General features: G+C 71.0%; 22 protein-coding genes. 13 read left to right on the top strand and 9 right to left on the bottom strand.

Translation table 11 applies throughout. The features are described 5' to 3' along the window. Window positions 1-131 precede the first annotated feature (131 nt). From ACWEF6_RS40085 to purU, 3 genes are read left to right on the top strand one after another with little or no spacing between them, the layout of a single operon-like run. A complete protein-coding gene (locus ACWEF6_RS40085) occupies window positions 132-833 on the top strand; it encodes a DedA family protein (protein WP_449687745.1) in 702 nt (233 codons plus the stop codon). Then, window positions 730-1,299 carry a maleylpyruvate isomerase family mycothiol-dependent enzyme gene (locus tag ACWEF6_RS40080; RefSeq protein WP_449687744.1) on the top strand — a complete coding sequence of 190 codons (570 nt, stop codon included), beginning with the start codon at window positions 730-732 and terminating at the stop codon, window positions 1,297-1,299. Before ACWEF6_RS40085 ends, ACWEF6_RS40080 begins: the two co-directional genes overlap by 104 nt. 23 nt (window positions 1,300-1,322) lie before the next feature. Beyond that, a complete protein-coding gene (gene purU / locus ACWEF6_RS40075; RefSeq protein ID WP_449687743.1) occupies window positions 1,323-2,189 on the top strand; it encodes a formyltetrahydrofolate deformylase in 867 nt (288 codons plus the stop codon). A 21-nt stretch (window positions 2,190-2,210) separates the two neighbouring features. Here the strand turns inward: purU and ACWEF6_RS40070 are convergent, their stop codons facing one another. After that, window positions 2,211-3,260 carry an NAD(P)-dependent alcohol dehydrogenase gene (locus tag ACWEF6_RS40070; protein WP_449687742.1) on the bottom strand — a complete coding sequence of 350 codons (1,050 nt, stop codon included), beginning with the start codon at window positions 3,258-3,260 and terminating at the stop codon, window positions 2,211-2,213. A gap of 102 nt (window positions 3,261-3,362) precedes the next feature. Between ACWEF6_RS40070 and ACWEF6_RS40065 the strand changes: the two genes are divergently transcribed. Genes ACWEF6_RS40065 through ACWEF6_RS40055 form a run of 3 tightly spaced genes read left to right on the top strand, consistent with a single transcriptional unit; the run spans window position 3,363 to window position 5,214 of the window. Continuing rightward, entirely contained in the window at window positions 3,363-3,962 is a 600-nt protein-coding gene (locus ACWEF6_RS40065; RefSeq protein WP_449687741.1) for a TetR/AcrR family transcriptional regulator, read from the top strand. A 9-nt stretch (window positions 3,963-3,971) separates the two neighbouring features. After that, the gene (locus ACWEF6_RS40060) at window positions 3,972-4,586 is read left to right on the top strand and encodes a pyridoxamine 5'-phosphate oxidase family protein (RefSeq protein ID WP_449687740.1); all 615 of its coding nucleotides are present in this window, start codon (window positions 3,972-3,974) and stop codon (window positions 4,584-4,586) included. A gap of 4 nt (window positions 4,587-4,590) precedes the next feature. Beyond that, a complete protein-coding gene (locus ACWEF6_RS40055) occupies window positions 4,591-5,214 on the top strand; it encodes an HAD family hydrolase (RefSeq protein ID WP_449687739.1) in 624 nt (207 codons plus the stop codon). On the opposite strand, the gene ACWEF6_RS40050 is transcribed toward ACWEF6_RS40055, so the two are convergent. After that, complete coding sequence (locus ACWEF6_RS40050) at window positions 5,211-6,218, bottom strand: NADP-dependent oxidoreductase (RefSeq protein ID WP_449687738.1); 1,008 nt, start codon at window positions 6,216-6,218, stop codon at window positions 5,211-5,213. The two genes, ACWEF6_RS40055 and ACWEF6_RS40050, sit on opposite strands and share 4 nt — an antisense overlap. 95 nt (window positions 6,219-6,313) lie before the next feature. Next, the gene (locus ACWEF6_RS40045) at window positions 6,314-6,748 is read right to left on the bottom strand and encodes an SRPBCC family protein (RefSeq protein ID WP_364245534.1); all 435 of its coding nucleotides are present in this window, start codon (window positions 6,746-6,748) and stop codon (window positions 6,314-6,316) included. 198 nt (window positions 6,749-6,946) lie between these two features. Here ACWEF6_RS40045 and ACWEF6_RS40040 point away from each other — a divergent pair, with 198 nt between their 5' ends. Genes ACWEF6_RS40040 through ACWEF6_RS40025 form a run of 4 tightly spaced genes read left to right on the top strand, consistent with a single transcriptional unit; the run spans window position 6,947 to window position 8,849 of the window. Beyond that, a complete protein-coding gene (locus tag ACWEF6_RS40040; protein ID WP_449687737.1) occupies window positions 6,947-7,264 on the top strand; it encodes a GntR family transcriptional regulator in 318 nt (105 codons plus the stop codon). After that, window positions 7,213-7,560, top strand: coding sequence for a HEAT repeat domain-containing protein (locus ACWEF6_RS40035; protein ID WP_449687736.1), 348 nt, complete (start codon window positions 7,213-7,215; stop codon window positions 7,558-7,560). Before ACWEF6_RS40040 ends, ACWEF6_RS40035 begins: the two co-directional genes overlap by 52 nt. Window positions 7,561-7,569: 9 nt before the next feature. Beyond that, complete coding sequence (locus ACWEF6_RS40030) at window positions 7,570-8,040, top strand: MarR family transcriptional regulator (protein WP_449687735.1); 471 nt, start codon at window positions 7,570-7,572, stop codon at window positions 8,038-8,040. A 29-nt stretch (window positions 8,041-8,069) separates the two neighbouring features. Next, window positions 8,070-8,849 (top strand): class I SAM-dependent methyltransferase, encoded by a 780-nt coding sequence (locus ACWEF6_RS40025; RefSeq protein ID WP_449687734.1) that lies wholly within the window; start codon window positions 8,070-8,072, stop codon window positions 8,847-8,849. Between the two features lie 192 nt (window positions 8,850-9,041). Here the strand turns inward: ACWEF6_RS40025 and ACWEF6_RS40020 are convergent, their stop codons facing one another. Continuing rightward, a complete protein-coding gene (locus ACWEF6_RS40020) occupies window positions 9,042-9,962 on the bottom strand; it encodes an ABC transporter substrate-binding protein (RefSeq protein WP_449687733.1) in 921 nt (306 codons plus the stop codon). A 138-nt stretch (window positions 9,963-10,100) separates the two neighbouring features. Between ACWEF6_RS40020 and ACWEF6_RS40015 the strand changes: the two genes are divergently transcribed. After that, window positions 10,101-10,799: an ABC transporter permease gene (locus tag ACWEF6_RS40015; protein ID WP_310967961.1), complete on the top strand. Its 699-nt coding sequence runs from the start codon at window positions 10,101-10,103 to the stop codon at window positions 10,797-10,799. Further along, entirely contained in the window at window positions 10,796-11,506 is a 711-nt protein-coding gene (locus ACWEF6_RS40010) for an ABC transporter permease (protein WP_449687732.1), read from the top strand. The genes ACWEF6_RS40015 and ACWEF6_RS40010 overlap by 4 nt, the downstream gene beginning before the upstream one ends. Before the next feature lie 274 nt (window positions 11,507-11,780). On the opposite strand, the gene ACWEF6_RS40005 is transcribed toward ACWEF6_RS40010, so the two are convergent. Next, window positions 11,781-12,425, bottom strand: a complete 645-nt coding sequence (locus ACWEF6_RS40005; protein ID WP_449687731.1) for a M15 family metallopeptidase — start codon at window positions 12,423-12,425, stop codon at window positions 11,781-11,783. A gap of 553 nt (window positions 12,426-12,978) precedes the next feature. On the opposite strand from ACWEF6_RS40005, the gene ACWEF6_RS40000 reads away from it, so the two are divergent. Continuing rightward, window positions 12,979-13,914, top strand: a complete 936-nt coding sequence (locus ACWEF6_RS40000; RefSeq protein WP_449687730.1) for a GNAT family N-acetyltransferase — start codon at window positions 12,979-12,981, stop codon at window positions 13,912-13,914. A 315-nt stretch (window positions 13,915-14,229) separates the two neighbouring features. On the opposite strand, the gene ACWEF6_RS39995 is transcribed toward ACWEF6_RS40000, so the two are convergent. The 4 genes from ACWEF6_RS39995 to ACWEF6_RS39980 are packed head-to-tail and all read right to left on the bottom strand — an operon-like array spanning window position 14,230 to window position 17,528. Beyond that, window positions 14,230-15,678 carry an aromatic amino acid lyase gene (locus ACWEF6_RS39995; protein ID WP_449687729.1) on the bottom strand — a complete coding sequence of 483 codons (1,449 nt, stop codon included), beginning with the start codon at window positions 15,676-15,678 and terminating at the stop codon, window positions 14,230-14,232. Further along, on the bottom strand, window positions 15,675-16,682 hold the full coding sequence (locus tag ACWEF6_RS39990; RefSeq protein WP_449687728.1) for an ornithine cyclodeaminase family protein: 1,008 nt from the start codon (window positions 16,680-16,682) through the stop codon (window positions 15,675-15,677). The genes ACWEF6_RS39995 and ACWEF6_RS39990 overlap by 4 nt, the downstream gene beginning before the upstream one ends. Then, window positions 16,679-17,224, bottom strand: a complete 546-nt coding sequence (locus ACWEF6_RS39985; protein WP_449687727.1) for a YbaK/EbsC family protein — start codon at window positions 17,222-17,224, stop codon at window positions 16,679-16,681. Before ACWEF6_RS39985 ends, ACWEF6_RS39990 begins: the two co-directional genes overlap by 4 nt. A 10-nt stretch (window positions 17,225-17,234) precedes the next feature. Then, window positions 17,235-17,528, bottom strand: a complete 294-nt coding sequence (locus ACWEF6_RS39980) for a DUF2516 family protein (RefSeq protein ID WP_013222364.1) — start codon at window positions 17,526-17,528, stop codon at window positions 17,235-17,237. Window positions 17,529-17,639 lie beyond the last annotated feature (111 nt).

Genomic DNA, 17,639 nt, shown 5'->3' with positions numbered 1-17,639 from the left:
TGGGTGCGTTGGACGCACCGAACGCCACATTCGGTGCGTCTGACGCACCGAACGCCACATTGGGGCGCTTGTTCACCGGGCCACCCCCGCTGCGTCACCCCGAAGTGACCTGCGGTGATCACCATTGAGCCGTGGAACTCCTGGGGCAGGTCACCGAGGTGCTGCGGGGCACGCTCGGCTCGCCGTGGCTGTGGGTGCTCGTCTTCGCCGTGTCCGGATTGGACGCGCTGCTGCCGTTCATGCCCAGCGAGACCACGGTCGTCACCGTCGCCGTCCTGCTCGGATCAGACCCCGGGCCGCTCGTCCTGCTCGCCGCGGTGGCGGCCGGGGGCGCGTGGGCGGGCGACTGCCTCGGGTACGCCGTCGGCCGCGCCGCCGGGCCGCAGGCCATCGCGCGGCTGCAGCGCGGGCCCGACGGCCGCCGTCGTTACGAATGGGCCCGCGACCAGGTGCGGCGCAACGGCGGGCTGCTGATCATCGCGGCCCGGTACCTGCCGGGCGGGCGGGTCGCCAGCGCGCTGGCCAACGGCAGCCTCGGCTACCCGCTGCGCCGGTTCGTGCCGCTCGACGCCGCCGGCGCGGCGATCTGGGCGGTGTACAGCGTGCTGATCGGCCTCGCGGGCGGAGCCGCCTTCGCCGGCGAACCGGCCAAGGGCCTGCTGCTGTCGTTCAGCCTCGGCCTGGGCTTGGTGTTCGCCATCGAGGCCGGGAGGCGGCTACGGTCGGCCCATGCTCGAAGCGATCGACGTCCACGCCGACGCGCTGAAGCGGGCGGCGCTGACGGCCGGGCCGCCGGCCCCGGTGCCGAACTGTCCGAAGTGGACTGTCCATGACCTGGTGACGCACATCGCGCTCGTGCACGACACCATCACCAGCCTGGCGATGGGCCGGCCGCCACGCCCCGAGCCGCCGACGGACTGGGAAGACGTCCTCGGGTGGTGGGACGGCCGGCGCCTGGCTCTGCGCGAAGCGCTGGCGCGCAACCCGGACACGCCGTGGACCCGCCGGATGGCCCACGAAACCGCGATCCACCGCCTCGACGCCGAATCCGCCCTCCCGGACCCGGTGCAGACCCGCTTCTCCGCCGAGTTCGCCAACGACGGCATCGACGAGTTCCTGACCTTCGTCGTCCCGCGTCGCGGCTTCGACGTCAACGTGCGGATCACGACGCCGGAGCGGACGTGGACGGTCGGCGCCCCGGCGACCGAGGTGACCGGCGACGCCGACGACGTCTACCGGGCGGTGTGGGGCCGGCCGCACCGGGCGGAGATCAGCGGGGACCGGCTCCCGGCCGTCTGATCAGCGCGGGGGAGAATGCCCGGGTGACCGCTCCCGAACGCCGCTACGTCATCACCTTCGGCTGTCCCGACCGCACCGGCATCATCGCCCGGATCTCCGGGTTCCTCGCCGAGCACGGCGGCTGGATCGTCGAGGCGGCGTACCACACCGACCCGGACACGGGCTGGTTCTTCACCCGCCAGGTGGTCCGGGCCGATTCGCTGCCGTTCGACGCCGCCGAGCTGCGCGCCCGGTTCGGCGAGGTGGCCGCGGAGCTGTCGGCCGAGTCGAGCTGGCAGGTCAGCGACACCGGAGAGCGGCGGCGCGCGGTGATCCTCGTCTCCAAGGCCGGGCACTGCCTGTACGACCTGCTCGGCCGGGTCGCCTCCGGGGAGCTCGAGGTCGACATCGCCGCGGTGATCGGCAACCACGACTCGCTGGCCGACATCACCCGCGCGCACGGCATCCCGTTCCACCACGTGCCGTTCCCGGCCGGCGGTAAACAAGAAGCGTTCGAGCAGGTCCGCAAGCTGGTCGACGAGCACGACCCGCACGCGGTGGTGCTGGCCCGGTTCATGCAGATCCTGCCCGCGGACCTGTGCCGCGAGTGGGCCGGCCGGGCGATCAACATCCACCACAGCTTCCTGCCGTCGTTCATCGGCGCGAAGCCGTACCACCAGGCACACACCCGCGGCGTGAAGCTGGTCGGCGCGACCTGCCACTACGTGACGGCGGACCTCGACGCGGGCCCGATCATCGAGCAGGACGTGATCCGCGTCGACCACGGCGACTCGGTCGAGGACATGGTCCGCAAGGGCCGCGACATCGAGAAGGTCACGCTGGCGCGCGGCCTCCGGTGGCACCTGGAGAACCGCGTGCTGGTGCACGGCAACCGGACCGTGGTGTTCTGATCCGGTTGCCGTGCCCGCGCGTCACGCGCCGATCGTCGACGCGTCGATGACGAACCGGTAGCGCACGTCGGAGTTCTCGACGCGCTCGTAGGCCTCGTTGACCTTGTCGGCCGAGATCGTCTCGATCTCCGCGCCGATGCCGTGCTCCGCGCAGAAGTCCAGCATCTCCTGGGTCTCGGCGATGCCGCCGATCATCGAGCCGGCCAGCACTTTGTTGCCGCCGAGCAGCGAGAAGGCGTTGTAGGCCAGCGGCTCGCCGGGCGCGCCGACGTTCACCATCGCGCCGCCGACCCGCAGCAGGCCGAGGTAGGCGTCCACCGGCAGCTTGGCCGACACGGTGTTGAGGATGATGTCGAACTTGCCCTTGAGCGTGTCGAAGGTCGCCTCGTCGCTGGTCGCGTAGTACTCGGACGCGCCGAGCTTCAGGCCGTCTTCCTGCTTCTTGAGGCTCTGGCTCAGCACGGTCACCTCGGCGCCCATGGCGGCGGCGATCTTGACGCCCATGTGGCCGAGCCCGCCGAGGCCGATCACGGCGACCTTCTTGCCCGGGCCGGCACCCCAGTGGTGCAGCGGCGAGTAGGTGGTGATGCCCGCGCACAGCAGCGGCGCGGCGATGTCGAGGTCGATGCCCTCGGGGATGCGGCAGACGAAGGCGTCCTTCACCACGATCTGGTTGCTGTAGCCGCCGTAGGTGTTCTCGCCGTCGAAACCGACGCCGTTGTAGGTCTGGACGTTGCCCTTGACGCAGAACTGCTCGGTGCCGGCCCGGCAGTATTCGCACTCGCCGCAGGAGTCGACCATGCAGCCGACGCCGACGCGGTCGCCGACCTGGTACTTCGTGACGTCCGAGCCGACCGCGGCGACCACGCCGGCGATCTCGTGGCCCGGGACCATCGGGAAGATCGCCTGGCCCCAGTCCTCCTTGGCCTGGTGGATGTCGCTGTGGCAGATGCCGGCGTAGGCGATGTCGATCAGCACGTCGCCGGGACGCAGGTCACGGCGCTCGATCGTGGTCGGCGCCAGCGGCGCGCCCGGCGCCGGAGCGGCGATGGCGTGCGTGGTCGTGCTCATGGAACCCTCCAAGTTCAAGTACCGTCGTCCTCGTAAGAGGTCTCTTACACCTCTACGTAAGAGGGCTCTTACATATTTCGAACGGGAGATGTGATCCGGGTCATGGGCGGCAAGTACCACCACGGCGACCTCCGCGGCGAGCTCGTGCGCGTCTCGCTCGACCTGATCGCCGAGCAGGGCTGGGCGGGCTTCTCGGTCGCGGAAGTCGCGCGGCGGGCGAAGGTCAGCCCCGGCGCGCCCTACCGGCACTTCGCTTCCCGCGAGAGCCTGCTGGCCGAGGTCGCGGGCAACGTCGCCTGCCAGCTCGCCGACCGCGTCACCGCGGCGGCCGGCGAGCACGAAGACCCGGTGGACGCCCTGGCCGCGGCGGCGGGCGCGTACACGCGGTACGTCATCGAGCGCCGGGCCGGGATGAACGTGATCTACGCCGACGGCCTCCACGGCCCGCAGCACACCGGCCTCCACGAGCAGACCCGGCGGCTGACCGACGAGTTCCTGCTGCGCTGCCTGGCCGTCGCCCCGGACCCGGCGACCGCGCTGGAACTGATGGAGCAGCTGTTCACCCAGGCGCACGGCTACGGCACGTTCCAGCTCGACGGCGTCTTCGTGAAGCACGGCTATTCGACGGACCTGGTGGTGCGCAAGTCCGAGGAGGCCGCGCGCGCCGCCATCGTGGGCCGGATCGTCGGTGGTGCGCGCTAGCTTGGGCGCATGGGGATCATCGACTCACACGAGGCACTGCGCGAAGTGATCGGCGAGGCCGCCGAGCTGACGCAGCAAAAGGTCATCGACCGGATCGACGAGCACGCGCGCACCCTGATCGCGCACTCGCCGTTCGTGCTGCTGGCCACGTCGGCGCCGGACGGCAGCTGCGACGTCTCCCCGCGCGGCGACCCGGCGGGTTCGGTGCTGGTGCTCGACGACCGGACGCTGGCCCTCGCGGACCGGCCGGGCAACAAGCTGATCGACAGCTTCCGGAACATCGTCGACAACCCGCACGCCGGACTGCTGTTCCTGATCCCGGGCATGAACGAGACGCTCCGGGTCAACGGCCGCGCGAGGCTGGTGGCGGACGAGCCGTTCTTCGACGAGCTGGTCGTCCAGGGGAAACGGCCGAAGCTCGCGGTGGTCGTCGAGGTCGAAGAGCTGTACATGCACTGCGCGAAGGCGTTCCTGCGGTCTTCGCTGTGGCAGCCGGAGACCTGGCCGGACCGTTCGACGCTGCCGTCGATGGGCACCATCATGCGCGACCAGCTGTCCCTGCCGATCGCGGCCGGAGAACTGGACGAGCGGCTCAACGAACGGGCCCTGAACCAGCAATACTGATCGGATGCTGTGCGTCTTCGACGTCAACGAGACCCTGCTCGACCTGGCCGCGATGGATCCCCTGATCGGCGGGCCCGAGCTGCGGCGCGAGTGGTTCGGGCTGGCCATCCACACCGTCCTGACCGTGACGGCGACCGGCGGCTACCGCGACTTCGCGGGCATCGCCGGTGACGCCGCGATCGAGGTCGCGGCCCGGCACGGGCGGGAGGTCGACCTCGCGCGGGTCGGCGCCGGGCTGCGCAGCCTCCCGGCCCACCCGGACGTCGAGCCGGGCCTGGTGCGGCTGCGCGAGCGGGGCCACACCGTCGTCGCGCTGACGAACTCGCCGCTCGCCACCGCCGAGGCGCAGCTGCAGAACGCCGGGCTGGCGCCGCTGCTCGACCGGATCTTCTCCGCCGAGCAGGTGGGCCGGCTCAAGCCGGCGCCGGAGCCGTACCGGCAGGTCACGGCCGCCTACCCCGGGCAGCACGCGGTCATGATCGCCGCGCACGACTGGGACATCGCGGGCGCCCAGGCGGCGGGGCTCGGGACGGCGTTGCTCACCCGTCCCGGCGTCCACCCGCTGCCCGGTTCGCCCGCGCCCACCTACACCGCGTCGACGCTGCCGGAGCTGGCCGAACTGCTCTAGCCGGCGATCCGGACCAGCATCTTGCCGGTGTTGGCGCCCGACAGCAGGCCGAGGAACGCCTCGGGCGCGTTGCGGATGCCGTCGACGAAGGTCTCCGAGTACTTGATCTCGCCGGAGCTCACCAGCGGCGCGACCTCGGTGACGAACTGCTGCTGCAGGTGCCAGTGGTCGATCACCAGCAGGCCGCGGATGGTGAGCCGCTTGGCGATGACCTGCGCGAGGTTGCGCGGCGCCGGCGTCGGCTCGGTCGCGTTGTACGTGGAGATCATCCCGCAGATGGCGATCCGGCCGTGCAGGGTGATCGCGTCGATCGCGGCTTCGAGGTGCTCGCCGCCGACGTTGTCGAAGTAGACGTCGATGCCTTCCGGCGCCGCCTGGTGCAGCTGCTCGGCGACCGGGCCGTCCTTGTAGTTGAAGGCGGCGTCGAAGCCGAGGTCGTCGATCAGGTGCCGGACCTTCTCCGCCGAGCCCGCCGAGCCGATGACGCGCTTGGCGCCCTTCAGCTTCGCGAGCTGCCCGACCAGCGAGCCGACCGCCCCGGCCGCGCCGGAGACGAACACGGTGTCGCCCGGCTTGAACTCGGCCGACTCCAGCAGGCCCGCGTACGCGGTGAGGCCCGGCATGCCGAGCACGCCGAGGTACGTCGACAGCGGCGCCGTGGCCCCGTCGACCTTGACGTACCGGCCCGCGTCGAGCACGGCGTGGGTGCGCCAGCCGGCCTGGTGCAGGACGTGGTCGCCCACCTTGACGTCGTCGACGTTCGACTCGACGACCTCGCCGACCGCGCCGCCGGACATGACCTCGCCGACCTGGAACGGCGGCGCGTAGGACTTCACATCCTTCATCCGGCCGCGCATCGCCGGGTCGACGCTCATCACCAGGTTGCGCACCAGGATCTGGCCGTCGCCCGGCGTCGGCACCTCGGTGTCGACGATCTCGAAGTTGTCGTGCGTCGGCACGCCTTCCGGACGCGAAGCCAGCCGGATTTCGGTCGCCGTGGTCATCGTCGGATCTCCTCCAAGTCTCGAAGCGGGGCAGTCGCCCCGGATTCCACCCGATGCAACCAGCTAACCGGGGCGCAGATTCCGATTGTGAGGCGTCACACGATCTCGGCGAGCTTCTCGAGCACGCCGTCGTAGATCTTCTTGAGCCCGCCGGGCGCGAACGTCTTCTCGAAGAAGCCGCCGATGCCACCGGCCCCGTCCCAGGTGGTCTCGATCTTCACGACGCTGCGTTCACCCGCTTCGGTGACCGTCCACGTGGTGACCATGCTGGAGTTCGCGTCGGTCTCGACCAGCGTCCCCGGCCGCGGCTCGGTGACCGTCGCCTTGACGTCGCGGACGCGCTTGGAGGTCGCCTGCAGCTTCCAGCCGGCCTTGGTCCCGGCGCCGACACCGCCCTCGGTGACCTGGTAGTCGCGATAGTGCTCGGTGAGCAGCTTCGGCCGCGTCTCGGCGTAGTCGGCGACGAGCGCGCGGACCTTGTCGGCCGGGGCGTCGATGGTGCGCTCCGCGGTGGCCGTGACCTTTCCCATTTCACTCCTTCTCCCGGCGTACGAATCAGGGTCCACGATTTCACCGCGCACCGCACCCGCGGCGGGCGCCCTCGGACGTCCCAGATAGTGAGCGGCGGAAGTCCGCTCTGGACAGCCGTTTTCGCAGGTCAGAGCGCCGCATCCGACGCGAAAAGTGGCGTAACACGGTGTTAACGTCCGCTGGCCATCCTCGCCGCCATGCCCACCACACCCCGGCGGACGAGGTCCGACAGCGCCCGGCAGGTCGCCGACCTGCTGCGTCGTCAGGTGCTGGCCGAGGAGGCGCTGCCGTGCGAGGAGGACCTCACGGTGGAGTTCTCCGCGACCCGCAACACCGTGCGGGAGGCCCTCGCGCTCCTGCGCGACGACGGCCTGATCGCCCGCCAGCCCGGTGTCGGCACGGTCGTCGTCGGCCACAAGTACCCGCACGGGCTCAACCGGCTGGCCGGCCTCGCCGAGGTACGGTGGCCGCGCTGGCCGTCGACCCGGACCTGCTGGTGCGCGCGGCCGCGCTGACCGCGGCCGCCGACCTCGGCTGTGGCGGCGACCTGGCGCGGTTGGCCTTCGCGGCACTCGCCGACCCGGCGTGGCAGGTCCGCCGGGGTGCGGCGACGGCGCTGGGTGCGCTGGCCGAGCCGTCCGAGCAGCTGCTCGAAGCGCTGGAGGACGAGCACCCGAACGTCCGCCGGGCGGCGGTGCAGGCCCTGGGCAAGTGGGCTGACCGGCCACCGGTGGCGGCGCGGTTGCGGGCGCGGCGCGGCGACTCGGACGCCGACGTCCGCGCGTACACGCGGATGGCCCTCGGCGGTTAGGCTCCGGGCATGGGTTCGGGAGCGCACCGCCGGTCGACCGTGGCGGTGAAGGACGCGCTGCGGGAGCTGCGCAACCAGCTCGCGCTGCTGAACCACCAGGTCAGCGCCCAGCTGGCGCTCAAGGACGTCGACCTGGAGTGCCTGGAGCTGATCGCCCGGCACGGCCCGCTCAGCCCGAGCGCGCTCGCCCGCCGCGCCGGGCTGCACCCGGCGACGCTGACCGGCATCCTCGACCGGCTGCAGAAGGGCGGCTGGATCGTCCGCGAGCGCGACCCCGAGGCGGCCGACCGGCGCTCGGTCGCGGTCCGCGCGGTCCGCGGCCGCAACGGGGAACTGTTCCGGCTGTACGCGGGGATGAACACCGCGATGGACGACCTCTGCGCCGGCTACAGCGAGGACGAGCTGGCGCTGATCGCCGGGTTCCTGCGCCGCGCGACGTCGGCGGGCCAGGACGCGACCGGGGCGCTGACCGGGGGCTGAGCAGCGGTTTCTGTGCTGTACTCGGGGGCATGTGGCAGTCAGGCGACGCTTACGAGGCCTACATCGGACGGTGGAGCCGCCGGATCGCGGCGACGTTCGTCCGGCAGCTCGGCGCCCCGGCGAGCCGCCGCTGGCTCGACGTCGGCTGCGGCACGGGCGCGCTGACCTCGGAGGTGCTGAGGGCGGCCGACCCCGCGGAGGTCGTCGGCGTGGACCCGTCCGAGGGCTTCCTGAAGACGGCTCGTGAGAGCGTGACCGACCCGCGGGCGTCGTTCGAGGTCGCCGACGCGCGCTCGCTGCCGTTCCCGGACGACCGCTTCGACGTGGTGGTGTCGGGCCTGGTGCTGAACTTCGTCCCGGAGCCGGACCGCGCGGCGGCGGAGATCGCGCGCGTGACCGCGCCGGGTGGACTGGCCGCGGTGTACCTGTGGGACCTCGCCGAGGGCATGCAGCTGATCCGCCGCTTCTGGGACGCGGCGGCCGAGCTCGACCCCACGACGGTCGCCGAGGTGGACGAGGGCCGCAAGCACACGTTGTGCCGCCCGGAGCCGCTGGGCCGCTTGTGGACGGACGCGGGGTTCACGGCGGTGTCGGTCGGCGAGATCACGATCCCGACGGTGTTCGCCGACTTCGCCGACTACTGGCACCCGTTCCTCGGCGCACAGGGCCCGGCGCCGTCGTACCTGACCACGTTGCCGGAGCCCCACCGCGACCGCCTCCGCGAGCTCCTGCGCGACCGCCTGCCGACCGAATCCGACGGCTCGATCCCGCTGACGGCCCGTGCGTGGGTCGTCAGCGGGACCGCGTGAGAGCCCGGCCACCCGGCTTGACCCCGGCCACCCGGCTCGACCCCGGCCATCCGGCTTGACCGCCGACCACCCGGCCACCCGGCGCGGGCGGCCGGCGGGCCCGTGCGGGCGGCCGGCGGGCCCGTGCGGGCGGCCGGCGGCCCGGGTGCGGGTGGCCGGCGGCCCGGGTGCGGGTGGCCGGCGGTTCCGGCGTCAGAGGCCGGCCTGCGCCAGCCAGTCCTTGGCGACGTCCGCCGCCTTCTCGCCGTCGGAGTCCACGCGCTTGTTCAGGTCGCGCATGATGTCCGTGGTCAGCTTCGCGCTCACCGCGTTCACGGCGGTCGCGAAGTCGGCACCGCGCTCGTCGAGGACCTTCTTGTTCACCGCGGGCACGACGTTCTCGGTCGGCACGATGTTGAGGTCGTCCTTGAGCACGGTGTAGGCCGGGTCGCCGGTCAGCGGGCTGACCGAGTCGACCGGGATGACCGTGACGGCCCCGGACTTGAGCTGCTGGACGCGCGGGCCGGCTTCCTGGATGGTCTGGAAGCTGATGTTGGTCAGCTTGTAGACGTCGGTGAAGCCCTTGAAGCACGGAAGGCGCTTCTCGCACTCCGGCGGCCCGGCCATGACGACCTTGTCGAGCTTCTTCAGGTCGCTGATCGACGCGATGCCCTTGTCCTTGGCCACGTCGGACTTGACGATGTAGGTGTTCTTGTCCTCGGCCGGCGCGAAGTTCAGCAGCCCGACGCCGCTGGGCTCGAACAGCTTCGCCAGCTGCTCGTGCTCCTCCTGCGCGGTCTTGCCGGCCTCCTGGCCGAAGCCGGTGGTGATCGCCGCACCCTGGTATTCCGGGATGAACTGCAGCTCACCGGACTTCAGCGACGGGTAGATCAGCTCCCGCGACCCGAGGTTCAGCTTCCGCGTCACCGGGTAGCCCTTCGCCTCCAGCGCCTGCGCGTAGATCTCGGCGAGGATCTGGCTGTCGGTGAAGTTGAAGGACGCGACGACGATCGGCGCGCCACCCTTGCTCTGCGCGGCGGGCTTGTCACCGCTGTCGCTGCCGCCACAGGCGGCCAAACCGAGCGTCGCCGCGACGGCCACCGCCACCACGGACGCGTTCCGGAACCAGCGCACGAATCCCCACTCCCTCGTCACTCGAACAGACGAAAGGACCCTAGTCCTGACCTCCGACAAGAATCCACATCGTGGGAGAAAGCACCCGATATTCCCACTCCGCGGAATATTTGGGCCCGATCGGGGTAGGGTCGGCCGGTGCACGTGACCACGGTGACGCCGCTGGCCGCCGACAGCGAGCCTCCGATCTTCCAGTGGAAGTGGGTGGACCGCAACGCGGACGACATCGTCCAGCGCCTCGTCGAGCACGTTTCGCTGACCGGCGCCGCCCTCGGCATCGGCCTGGTGGTGTCGATCGGGCTCGCCGTCGTGTCGCTGCGTTTCCGCTGGTCGTACCCGGTGATCCTCGGCACGGCGGGCGCGTTGTACGTGATCCCGAGCCTGGGTGCGTTCGCAGTCCTGGTGCCGTTCTTCGGGCTGACGTTCGTGTCAGCGATGATCCCGCTCGCGACGTACACGCTCCTCATCCTGGTCCGCAACATCGTGACCGGCGTCGACCAGGTGCCCAACGAGGTCCGCGAAGCGGCGGTTGGCATGGGGTACACGCGCGGCAGGCTGCTCTGGCAGATCGAACTGCCCCTCGCCCTCCCGGTGGTGATCGCCGGCCTCCGGGTCGCGGCGGTGACGACGATCGGCCTGGTGACAGTCACGTCGATGCTCGGCCTCGGCGGCCTGGGGTACTTCATCCGAGCGGGCATCCAGACGGCGACCCCGAACCCGACGGAGATCATTGTCGGCGTGGTCCTGTCGGTCGCCCTGGCGGTGGTGGTCGACCTGGTCCTCTGGCTCAGCGAGCGCGTGCTGGCGCCTTGGTCGCGGAAGGTGCGGACGCGATGAGCTTTTTCGACCAGCTGAACGCGTGGCTCGCGGACCCCAACCGCTGGAGCTGGACGGACAAGGCCGGCGTCCCGTACCGCACGCTGGAGCACCTGAGGTTTTCGTTGCTGGCCCTGGCGATCGCGGCGGCGCTGACCATCCCGGCGGCGCTCTGGCTGGCGCATTACCGCCGCGGCGCGTTCCTCGCGAGCAGCGCGGTGAACATCGGCCGGGCGATCCCGAGTTTCGGGCTGATCATCCTGTTCTGGTTCTTGGCGAGCCGCTGGGAGCTGGACACGGCGTTCTGGCCGTTGCTGCTCGCGTTGGTCGCGTTGGCGATGCCACCGTTGTTCACGAACACGTACGCGGGCGTCGTGACCTTGGAGCAGGAGACGATCGACGCGGCCCGCGGAACGGGCCACCGCGAGTGGCAGATCATGGCCCGCCTCGAGCTCCCGCTGGCCTCCCCGGTGATCCTGGCGGGCGCACGCGTGGCCTTCCTCCAGCTGATCGCCACAGTGGCCATCGGAGCAATCGTCAACGACGGCGGAGGCCTGGGCCGCTACATAGTCGACGGCTTCGCGCTGGGCGCCCAGGGCTACGGAGCCATCTTCGCGGGCGGCCTGGCCGCGGTGATCCTGGCGCTGCTGTGCGACGGAGCGTTCGCCCTGATCACCCGCTTGGCCACCCCGCGCGGCTTGGCGTTGCAAAACGCCCGCCGCGACTAGCCGACGGTCGCCGTCGCCCAGCTCGCAACACCGCCGCCCCCGCGCCGCCGGCTCGCGCCACCGCCCGGCCCGGCCCGCATCGCCGCCCAGCCCGCATTCCGGTGGCCCGACCTGCCGCCCGGCGGGTCCGCCCGGGATCGCCGCCGGTCCAGCCAGCGACGATCCCGGGCGAGCTTCCTTCATCCCCAGTACGTGAGGCTGCGGTTCCCATTACGGCCTGTCCCCGACGCAGCCCACGGACAGTTGTGTCACCCCAGCGGTTTTCCGGTCGGTGTCAGGGCTTCTCGAAGTGCTGGTAGTCGATCGGGGTGTCCCAGGAGCCGCCCCAGGTCCAGCCGCGGGAAGCGAAGGCCCGCTCGGTGACGTCGCCCGCGTGGATCATTCCGGGCGCGTGCTGCGTCCGGTCGACGTACGGTGCCCCGTTGGGCGGGTAGACCGTGCCGCTGCCGGAGATGTACGGGTTCTGGACGGTGTTGATGTCGATGGCACGCCCGTAGGAGTGGTTCGACCAAGCGGTGCCGCCGGTGATCGCCCGGCAGTTGAACGCCGAGGTGTTGTTGGCCGCCATGGAAGCGTCGTCGTCGGAGTTGTACTTCTCGACGGTCTCCATCCGCTCGATGGGGAACCGTCCGAAGTAGAGGTCACCGAAGACGCGGGCGACCTCGAACGCCCGATCGGCGTTGACGACCAGTTCGCCCCGGTGCACGGCACCGTCGAAGCCGAGGAAGCTCAGGTTGACCAGCCGCAGCTGGTCGGGACCGACCGGGCATCCTTCGTGCCAGCTGTTCCCGAGCCGCTCGGCGGAGACGGGCTCGATGACGGCGACATAGGGCGCAAGACCACTTCCGGCCGGCGCGGCGAGTTCCACGGTCTGGGTGCCGATGCCGGAGCCGGTGGCCGCCGATGCCGGCGCAACCACGGCGACGGCCGCGGAGAGCGTTAACGTGACGATGGCAAGAACTCTGGTTCTCAGATTCATGATCACTCGACGCCTTGCCCCGTTGACCGGCTGCACCCGAGTCGGATACGCCACAGCGGCTCAACCTTTTCGCGCCCCAGGCGACCGCGCGCGCACCCGCGCCACACCCGGCCGAGGCGTCAGGAACCGGCCCGCGGCGCACCACACCGCCATGCCGACAGGCACAACCAGGCCCGCTGGCAGCAGCCCGGCTCCGAGCGTGTCCGGCCAGGATCGCCGCGAAGCCCAGGAACTGCCTCGCCACGACCTTGACCGCACCACGGCGGCCGGCCGCTTGGCCGAAACACCGCGAGCAGCACCAGGTCGCCGACGTTCGTCACCGCGAAACATCGCCGCCGCACGCCCGAGCAGTCCGGCGTCCGCTTCCGATTCGACCACAGGCACGGTCATCCGGTTGTGTGGCAACGGTTACGTGCCACCGGTGGCCGGCCCGCTTCCGGCCGGTCGGTAAATCGGTTGGCGAGGGCCGGTGTGGCACCGGATGATGCTGCCCATGCCCGCCGTCACGCGCCGCGGTTACGCCGGTCCGGCCGACCTGCGGGCCATGCAGGACCTGGCCCAGCGGATCTGGTCGAAGTCGAGTTCGGTGCACGTCGGTGATCTCGCGTGGCAGCGGTTCCAGCACGCCGGCCGCGAAGCCGAATGGCCGACCGTACTGTGGGAAGCGGGTGGCGAAGTCGTCGCGTGGGGCTGGATTTCGCTACCCGGTGAACTCGCGCTGCTCGTGGGTCCGGCGCGCCCCGGACTCGCGCCCGAGGTGCTCGCCTGGTTCGAAGACACCGCCTCCGCGGCCGAGCTCGCTGTCACCGTGCTCGACGCCGAGAAGCATGTTGTCGCCGCCTTGGAGCGTTGCGGTTACGCGCTTCAGGAAAGTCCTGTGTTCCAGTCGTATATGTCTCGCCTCCTTGTGGATCTGCCCGAGCCGGTCGTGCCCGCCGGCTTCACGCTCCGGCCGGTCGGCGCGGACGATCTGGACCGCCGCGTGGCCGTGCACCGCACGGTCTGGCACCCGTCGAGGGTGACCGGACCGAGCTATCGGACCGTCATGGCCGCCTGGCCCTACCGGGCCGGGCTGGACTGGGTCGCCGAAGCACCCGACGGCCGGTTCGCCGCCCAGTGCCTGATCTGGCTCGACGACCGCAATGCCGTCGGCGAGCTGGAGCCCGTCGGAACCTTGCCGGAGTTCCGTCGCACCGGGCTTGCCCGCGCGGTGTGCCTCGCCGCGCTGCACGCGGCCCACCACGCCGGCGCTCGCGAAGCCGTCGTGTATCCGGTGATCAACCATCCGAAGTCCGTGGGCGCCCTCCCTCTGTATCGCGCTCTGGGCTTCCGCCCCTATGCCCGCACCCTCACCTTCACGCGGACCCGCCGTCGTATCCCTCCTTCCCCGGGGCCCGCGTCCCCGGAGGGCGCTCACGAACGAACGTAGCGCGCCGCCCCCGCCGGATGTCCGATTCGGCAGCGCACGGAGGGTGGTTGTCCACAGGTCGCCGCAATTGTGGATAGTTCCGTGGATTTCGTTGTCGGAGCGGCAAAATCGTCGGCGTCGCGCGATAGAGTTGAGACGGGGGGACCCCCCGGGCGCGGCGTCGTGCGGCGAGACGGCGAGTCCACCCGCTCAGCGACGGCTCGCCCGAGCGAAGCCTGGCTCAGCGACGGCTCGCCCGAGCAAAGCCCGGACTCAAGCGAGCCTCGCCCGAGCAAAGCCCGGACTCAAGCGAGCCTCGTCCGAGCGAAGCCGGACTCAGGTGAGCGTCGCCAGGTCGTTGAAGAAAGCTTCCCGGCAAACCGCAATCAGACGCTCGACTTCCGGCCCCAGAGGCCGATCCTCGTCCACCGGCGGCACCACCGACCGCACCCACCCGTACGCCGCACGAACCCCCGGCGCACCCTCACCACCGGCCAAATACCGCGCCTGCGACACCGTGATCAGCTCGCAAGCCGTGATCGCGAAAAGATGCGAAGCCGCCGCACGCAATTGCTCCCCAGCCGCAGCCGCAAACGCTTGCACGTCCTCCTGACCGGCCGACGTGTCGATCGAACCCAACGTCGCCGGCGCCGCGAGCCGCCGGAGCGCGTGCAGTTCGCCGGCCGCTCGCTTGTGCAGCGGCACCAACCCCGCCCGCGGCCCCGGATCGGCCGTGAGCTGCGGTGGCAACCCGCTGAACCGCTCGTCCAGCAACCGGTGCGTCCGCTGCACCGAAACCTCCCCGAGGTGCACCAGCGCGGCCGTCACCGCGTCCATCCGCAACCCCAGGTCCACCGCGTGGTACGCCGTCCCCGGCACGAACGCGCCGTCGACGAACGAAGGCGAATCCCCCGGCATCGTTTCCCAGCGTCGGCGGGTTTCGTGCAATTCGCCGTTGACGCGGGAAGCGTGCGCCAACGCCCGCGGCGCGACCCGCACCGACAGCGGCGCCTGCACCACGCCGGGCCGCACCGGGCCACTGCCCACCAGCCCCGAAAGCTCGTGGAGCACCGCACTCAGGTGGTCGTCGCCGCCCGCCATGACCGGGGAAAACACGTCCCGGGGCGCGCCGAGGACGTCGATCGCCATGGCCGCCGTGAGCGTCTGCAGGTCGATGAGTTGCTGGGTTTCCGTCCAGCCACGCGCGGAGTGCATCACCGCCAGCGGAGAACCCTGAAGCAGCGAAGCGCCTTCCTTGGGCCTGAGAACATAAGGCGCCGCACCACGCGCCGCGAGCGCCGAAGCGGCCGGCACTTCGACGCCGTCCTCCAAGACCGTGCCGATGCCGAGGAACGTCTGGAACGCGTGGGACAGCGCGATGATCTCGCCCGAACTGCCGAGCCCGGAGCGCGGGACCGCCGGCGTGAAGCCGTCGTTCAAGCGGTCCACCAGGAACTGCACCAGCTCGGCGCTCACCCCCGACCACGGCCGCAGGAAGTCGCGCAGCCGGACGACCAGCAGCGCGCGGACGTCTTCGGGCGGCAGCCACGGCGGACCGCCCACAGCGCGGCCGATCAGCAGGTTCCGCTGGTGCTCGGCCTGCTGGCCCGCGTCGAGCGCCACCCCCGCGAGCCGGCCCATCCCCGTGGTGACCCCATAGACCGGCCCGGACCGGTCCGCGAGGGCTGTCAAGACCTCGTTCCGGCGCTGCCGCAGGGCTTCTACCAGCGGTTTGTCCAAAACCAGCCGTTCACTGTCGGCGAACGCACTGTCGGAGACGATCATCGGTAGGGCAGCATGGTGCCGACGCCGGAAGCCTCGGCACGGGTGAGGATCAGGTTCGCCACCGCGACGTCCGTTGTGGACAGTCCGCGGTGCCAGAACAGGATCCGTTCGGCGTCGTGCTCGCGGCCTGGCTTCTTCCCGGCCACGATGTCGCCGATCTCGGCGTGGACGTTGTCCTCGGTGAGGAGGCCGGCGTTGAGCTGCGGGCGCAGGGCGCCGAACCGCGGGTTGCCGGACCGCGATTCGCGCCAGTCGTCGACGACGACCTTGTCGACGTCGTCGAGCAGCGTGAGCTCGAGCGCGCTGATCGTGCCGTAGGGCACCAGGAAGGTGCCCGGCCGGAGGAACTCGCGGCGCACCAGCGCCTCGGGCTCGACCAGCCGGGAGGCCTCGACCTGGATGTCCGCGCCGTCCAGGGTCTCCTCGGCCGTGGCGCAGACGCGGACGTTCTTGCCGAGCCGCTCGGACAGCCGGCGGCCGAAGTCCTCGCGTGACTCCGGGCGCTTGCTGGTCACGCGGATCTCGGCGAAGTCGAACAAGGAGTCCAGGAGCACGACGTTCCACCAGGCGGTACCGCGGGCGCCGATGTGCCCGAGCACCCGTGCATCCGGGCGGGCCAGGTACTTCGCGCCGACGGCGGTCATCGCGCCGGTGCGGGCCTCGGTGATCATCGTGCCGTCGACGATGGCCCGCGGCATGCCGGTGTCCGGGTCGAGCAACAGGATCAACGCCATTTCCGAAGGGAGGCCCCGTTCGAAATTCCCCACGAAGTCACCGACGACCTTCACGCCGCTGACCTGCTTCGCGGACAGGTGACCGCGAAGGATGTTGAAGTGGCCCTTGCCGCCGTTGTCCGGCACGAGGTGCGTACGCGGTTCGAACACGACCTGGCCGCGGCCGTGGTCGGCGAGCACCTCCTCGACCGCGCCGACGATTTCGGCGTCCGTGATGCCGAGCGCGTCGATGTCGGCACCGGTCAGGTACCGGAGCCAGACGGACGTCACCGGGCGAGGTCCTCGATGACCTCCGCGCCGGGCAGGGCGGCCAGCGCGGCGCCGGAGATCAGCAGCTTGCTGCCGCGGATCCCGCTGCCGATGACGAGCTCGGGTGCCTCGGCGACGCGGCGGTCGAGCAGGATGGGCCATTCGGCGGGCAGGCCGACCGGCGTGATGCCGCCGTACTCCATCCCGGTCAGCGAGACGGCTTCGTCCATCGGCGCGAACGACGCCTTGCGGACGTCGAGGCGGCGCTTGATCACGCCGTTGACGTCGGCGCGGGTCGTCGCGAGCACGAGCGCGGCCGCGAAGCGGACTTCGCCCGCGCGCTTGCCGGCGACGACGACGCAGTTCGCGGACGCCTCGAGCGGCGAGCCGTAGGCCTCGCAGAAGGCGGCGGTGTCGGCGAGCGACGGGTCGATCTCCGCGACACCGACGGCGTCCGGGTCGGCGAGCGCGGCGAGGGCTTTGGCCACGGGCTCGGCGAGCAGTTCAGTACGCGAGGAGGCGGGAACGACGGTGAGGCTCCCGGCGATGGTCCAGGTCACCACCCCAGGGTAGCTACCAGCTGGAGCCGCCGCGCTGGACCTCGATCAGCTTCGGGCGCACGTCCACGATGTAGACCAGCGCCGCGGCCATCGCGGGCACGTAGAAGATCATTCCCGGGCCCATCACGGGGAACAGCACCATGGCGAGTGTCGCGCCGCCGGTGATCAGCATCCAGATGGGCTTGGTCTTGCGGTCGGCCGCGGAATAGGCGTCGGCGCGCTGGAGCAGCGCGTGCACGAAGGCGAAGAGCCCGACCAGCGCGCTGCCCCAGTGGATGACATTGAGGATCCAGATGGCGACTAGCACAGCGACAGCTTACGGCAAACCACCCGAACGACCCCGGCCCCGGCCCCCCCGGGGCGGGGGGGGGGGCGGGGGGTGAAAGCGAAGGAACAATTTTGTCTTATGCCCCGCCCG

The organism is Amycolatopsis sp. NPDC004772 (assembly GCF_053601215.1).
Note: the sequence above shows the minus strand (reverse complement) of the source record. Positions and strands in the feature narration are given on the sequence as shown.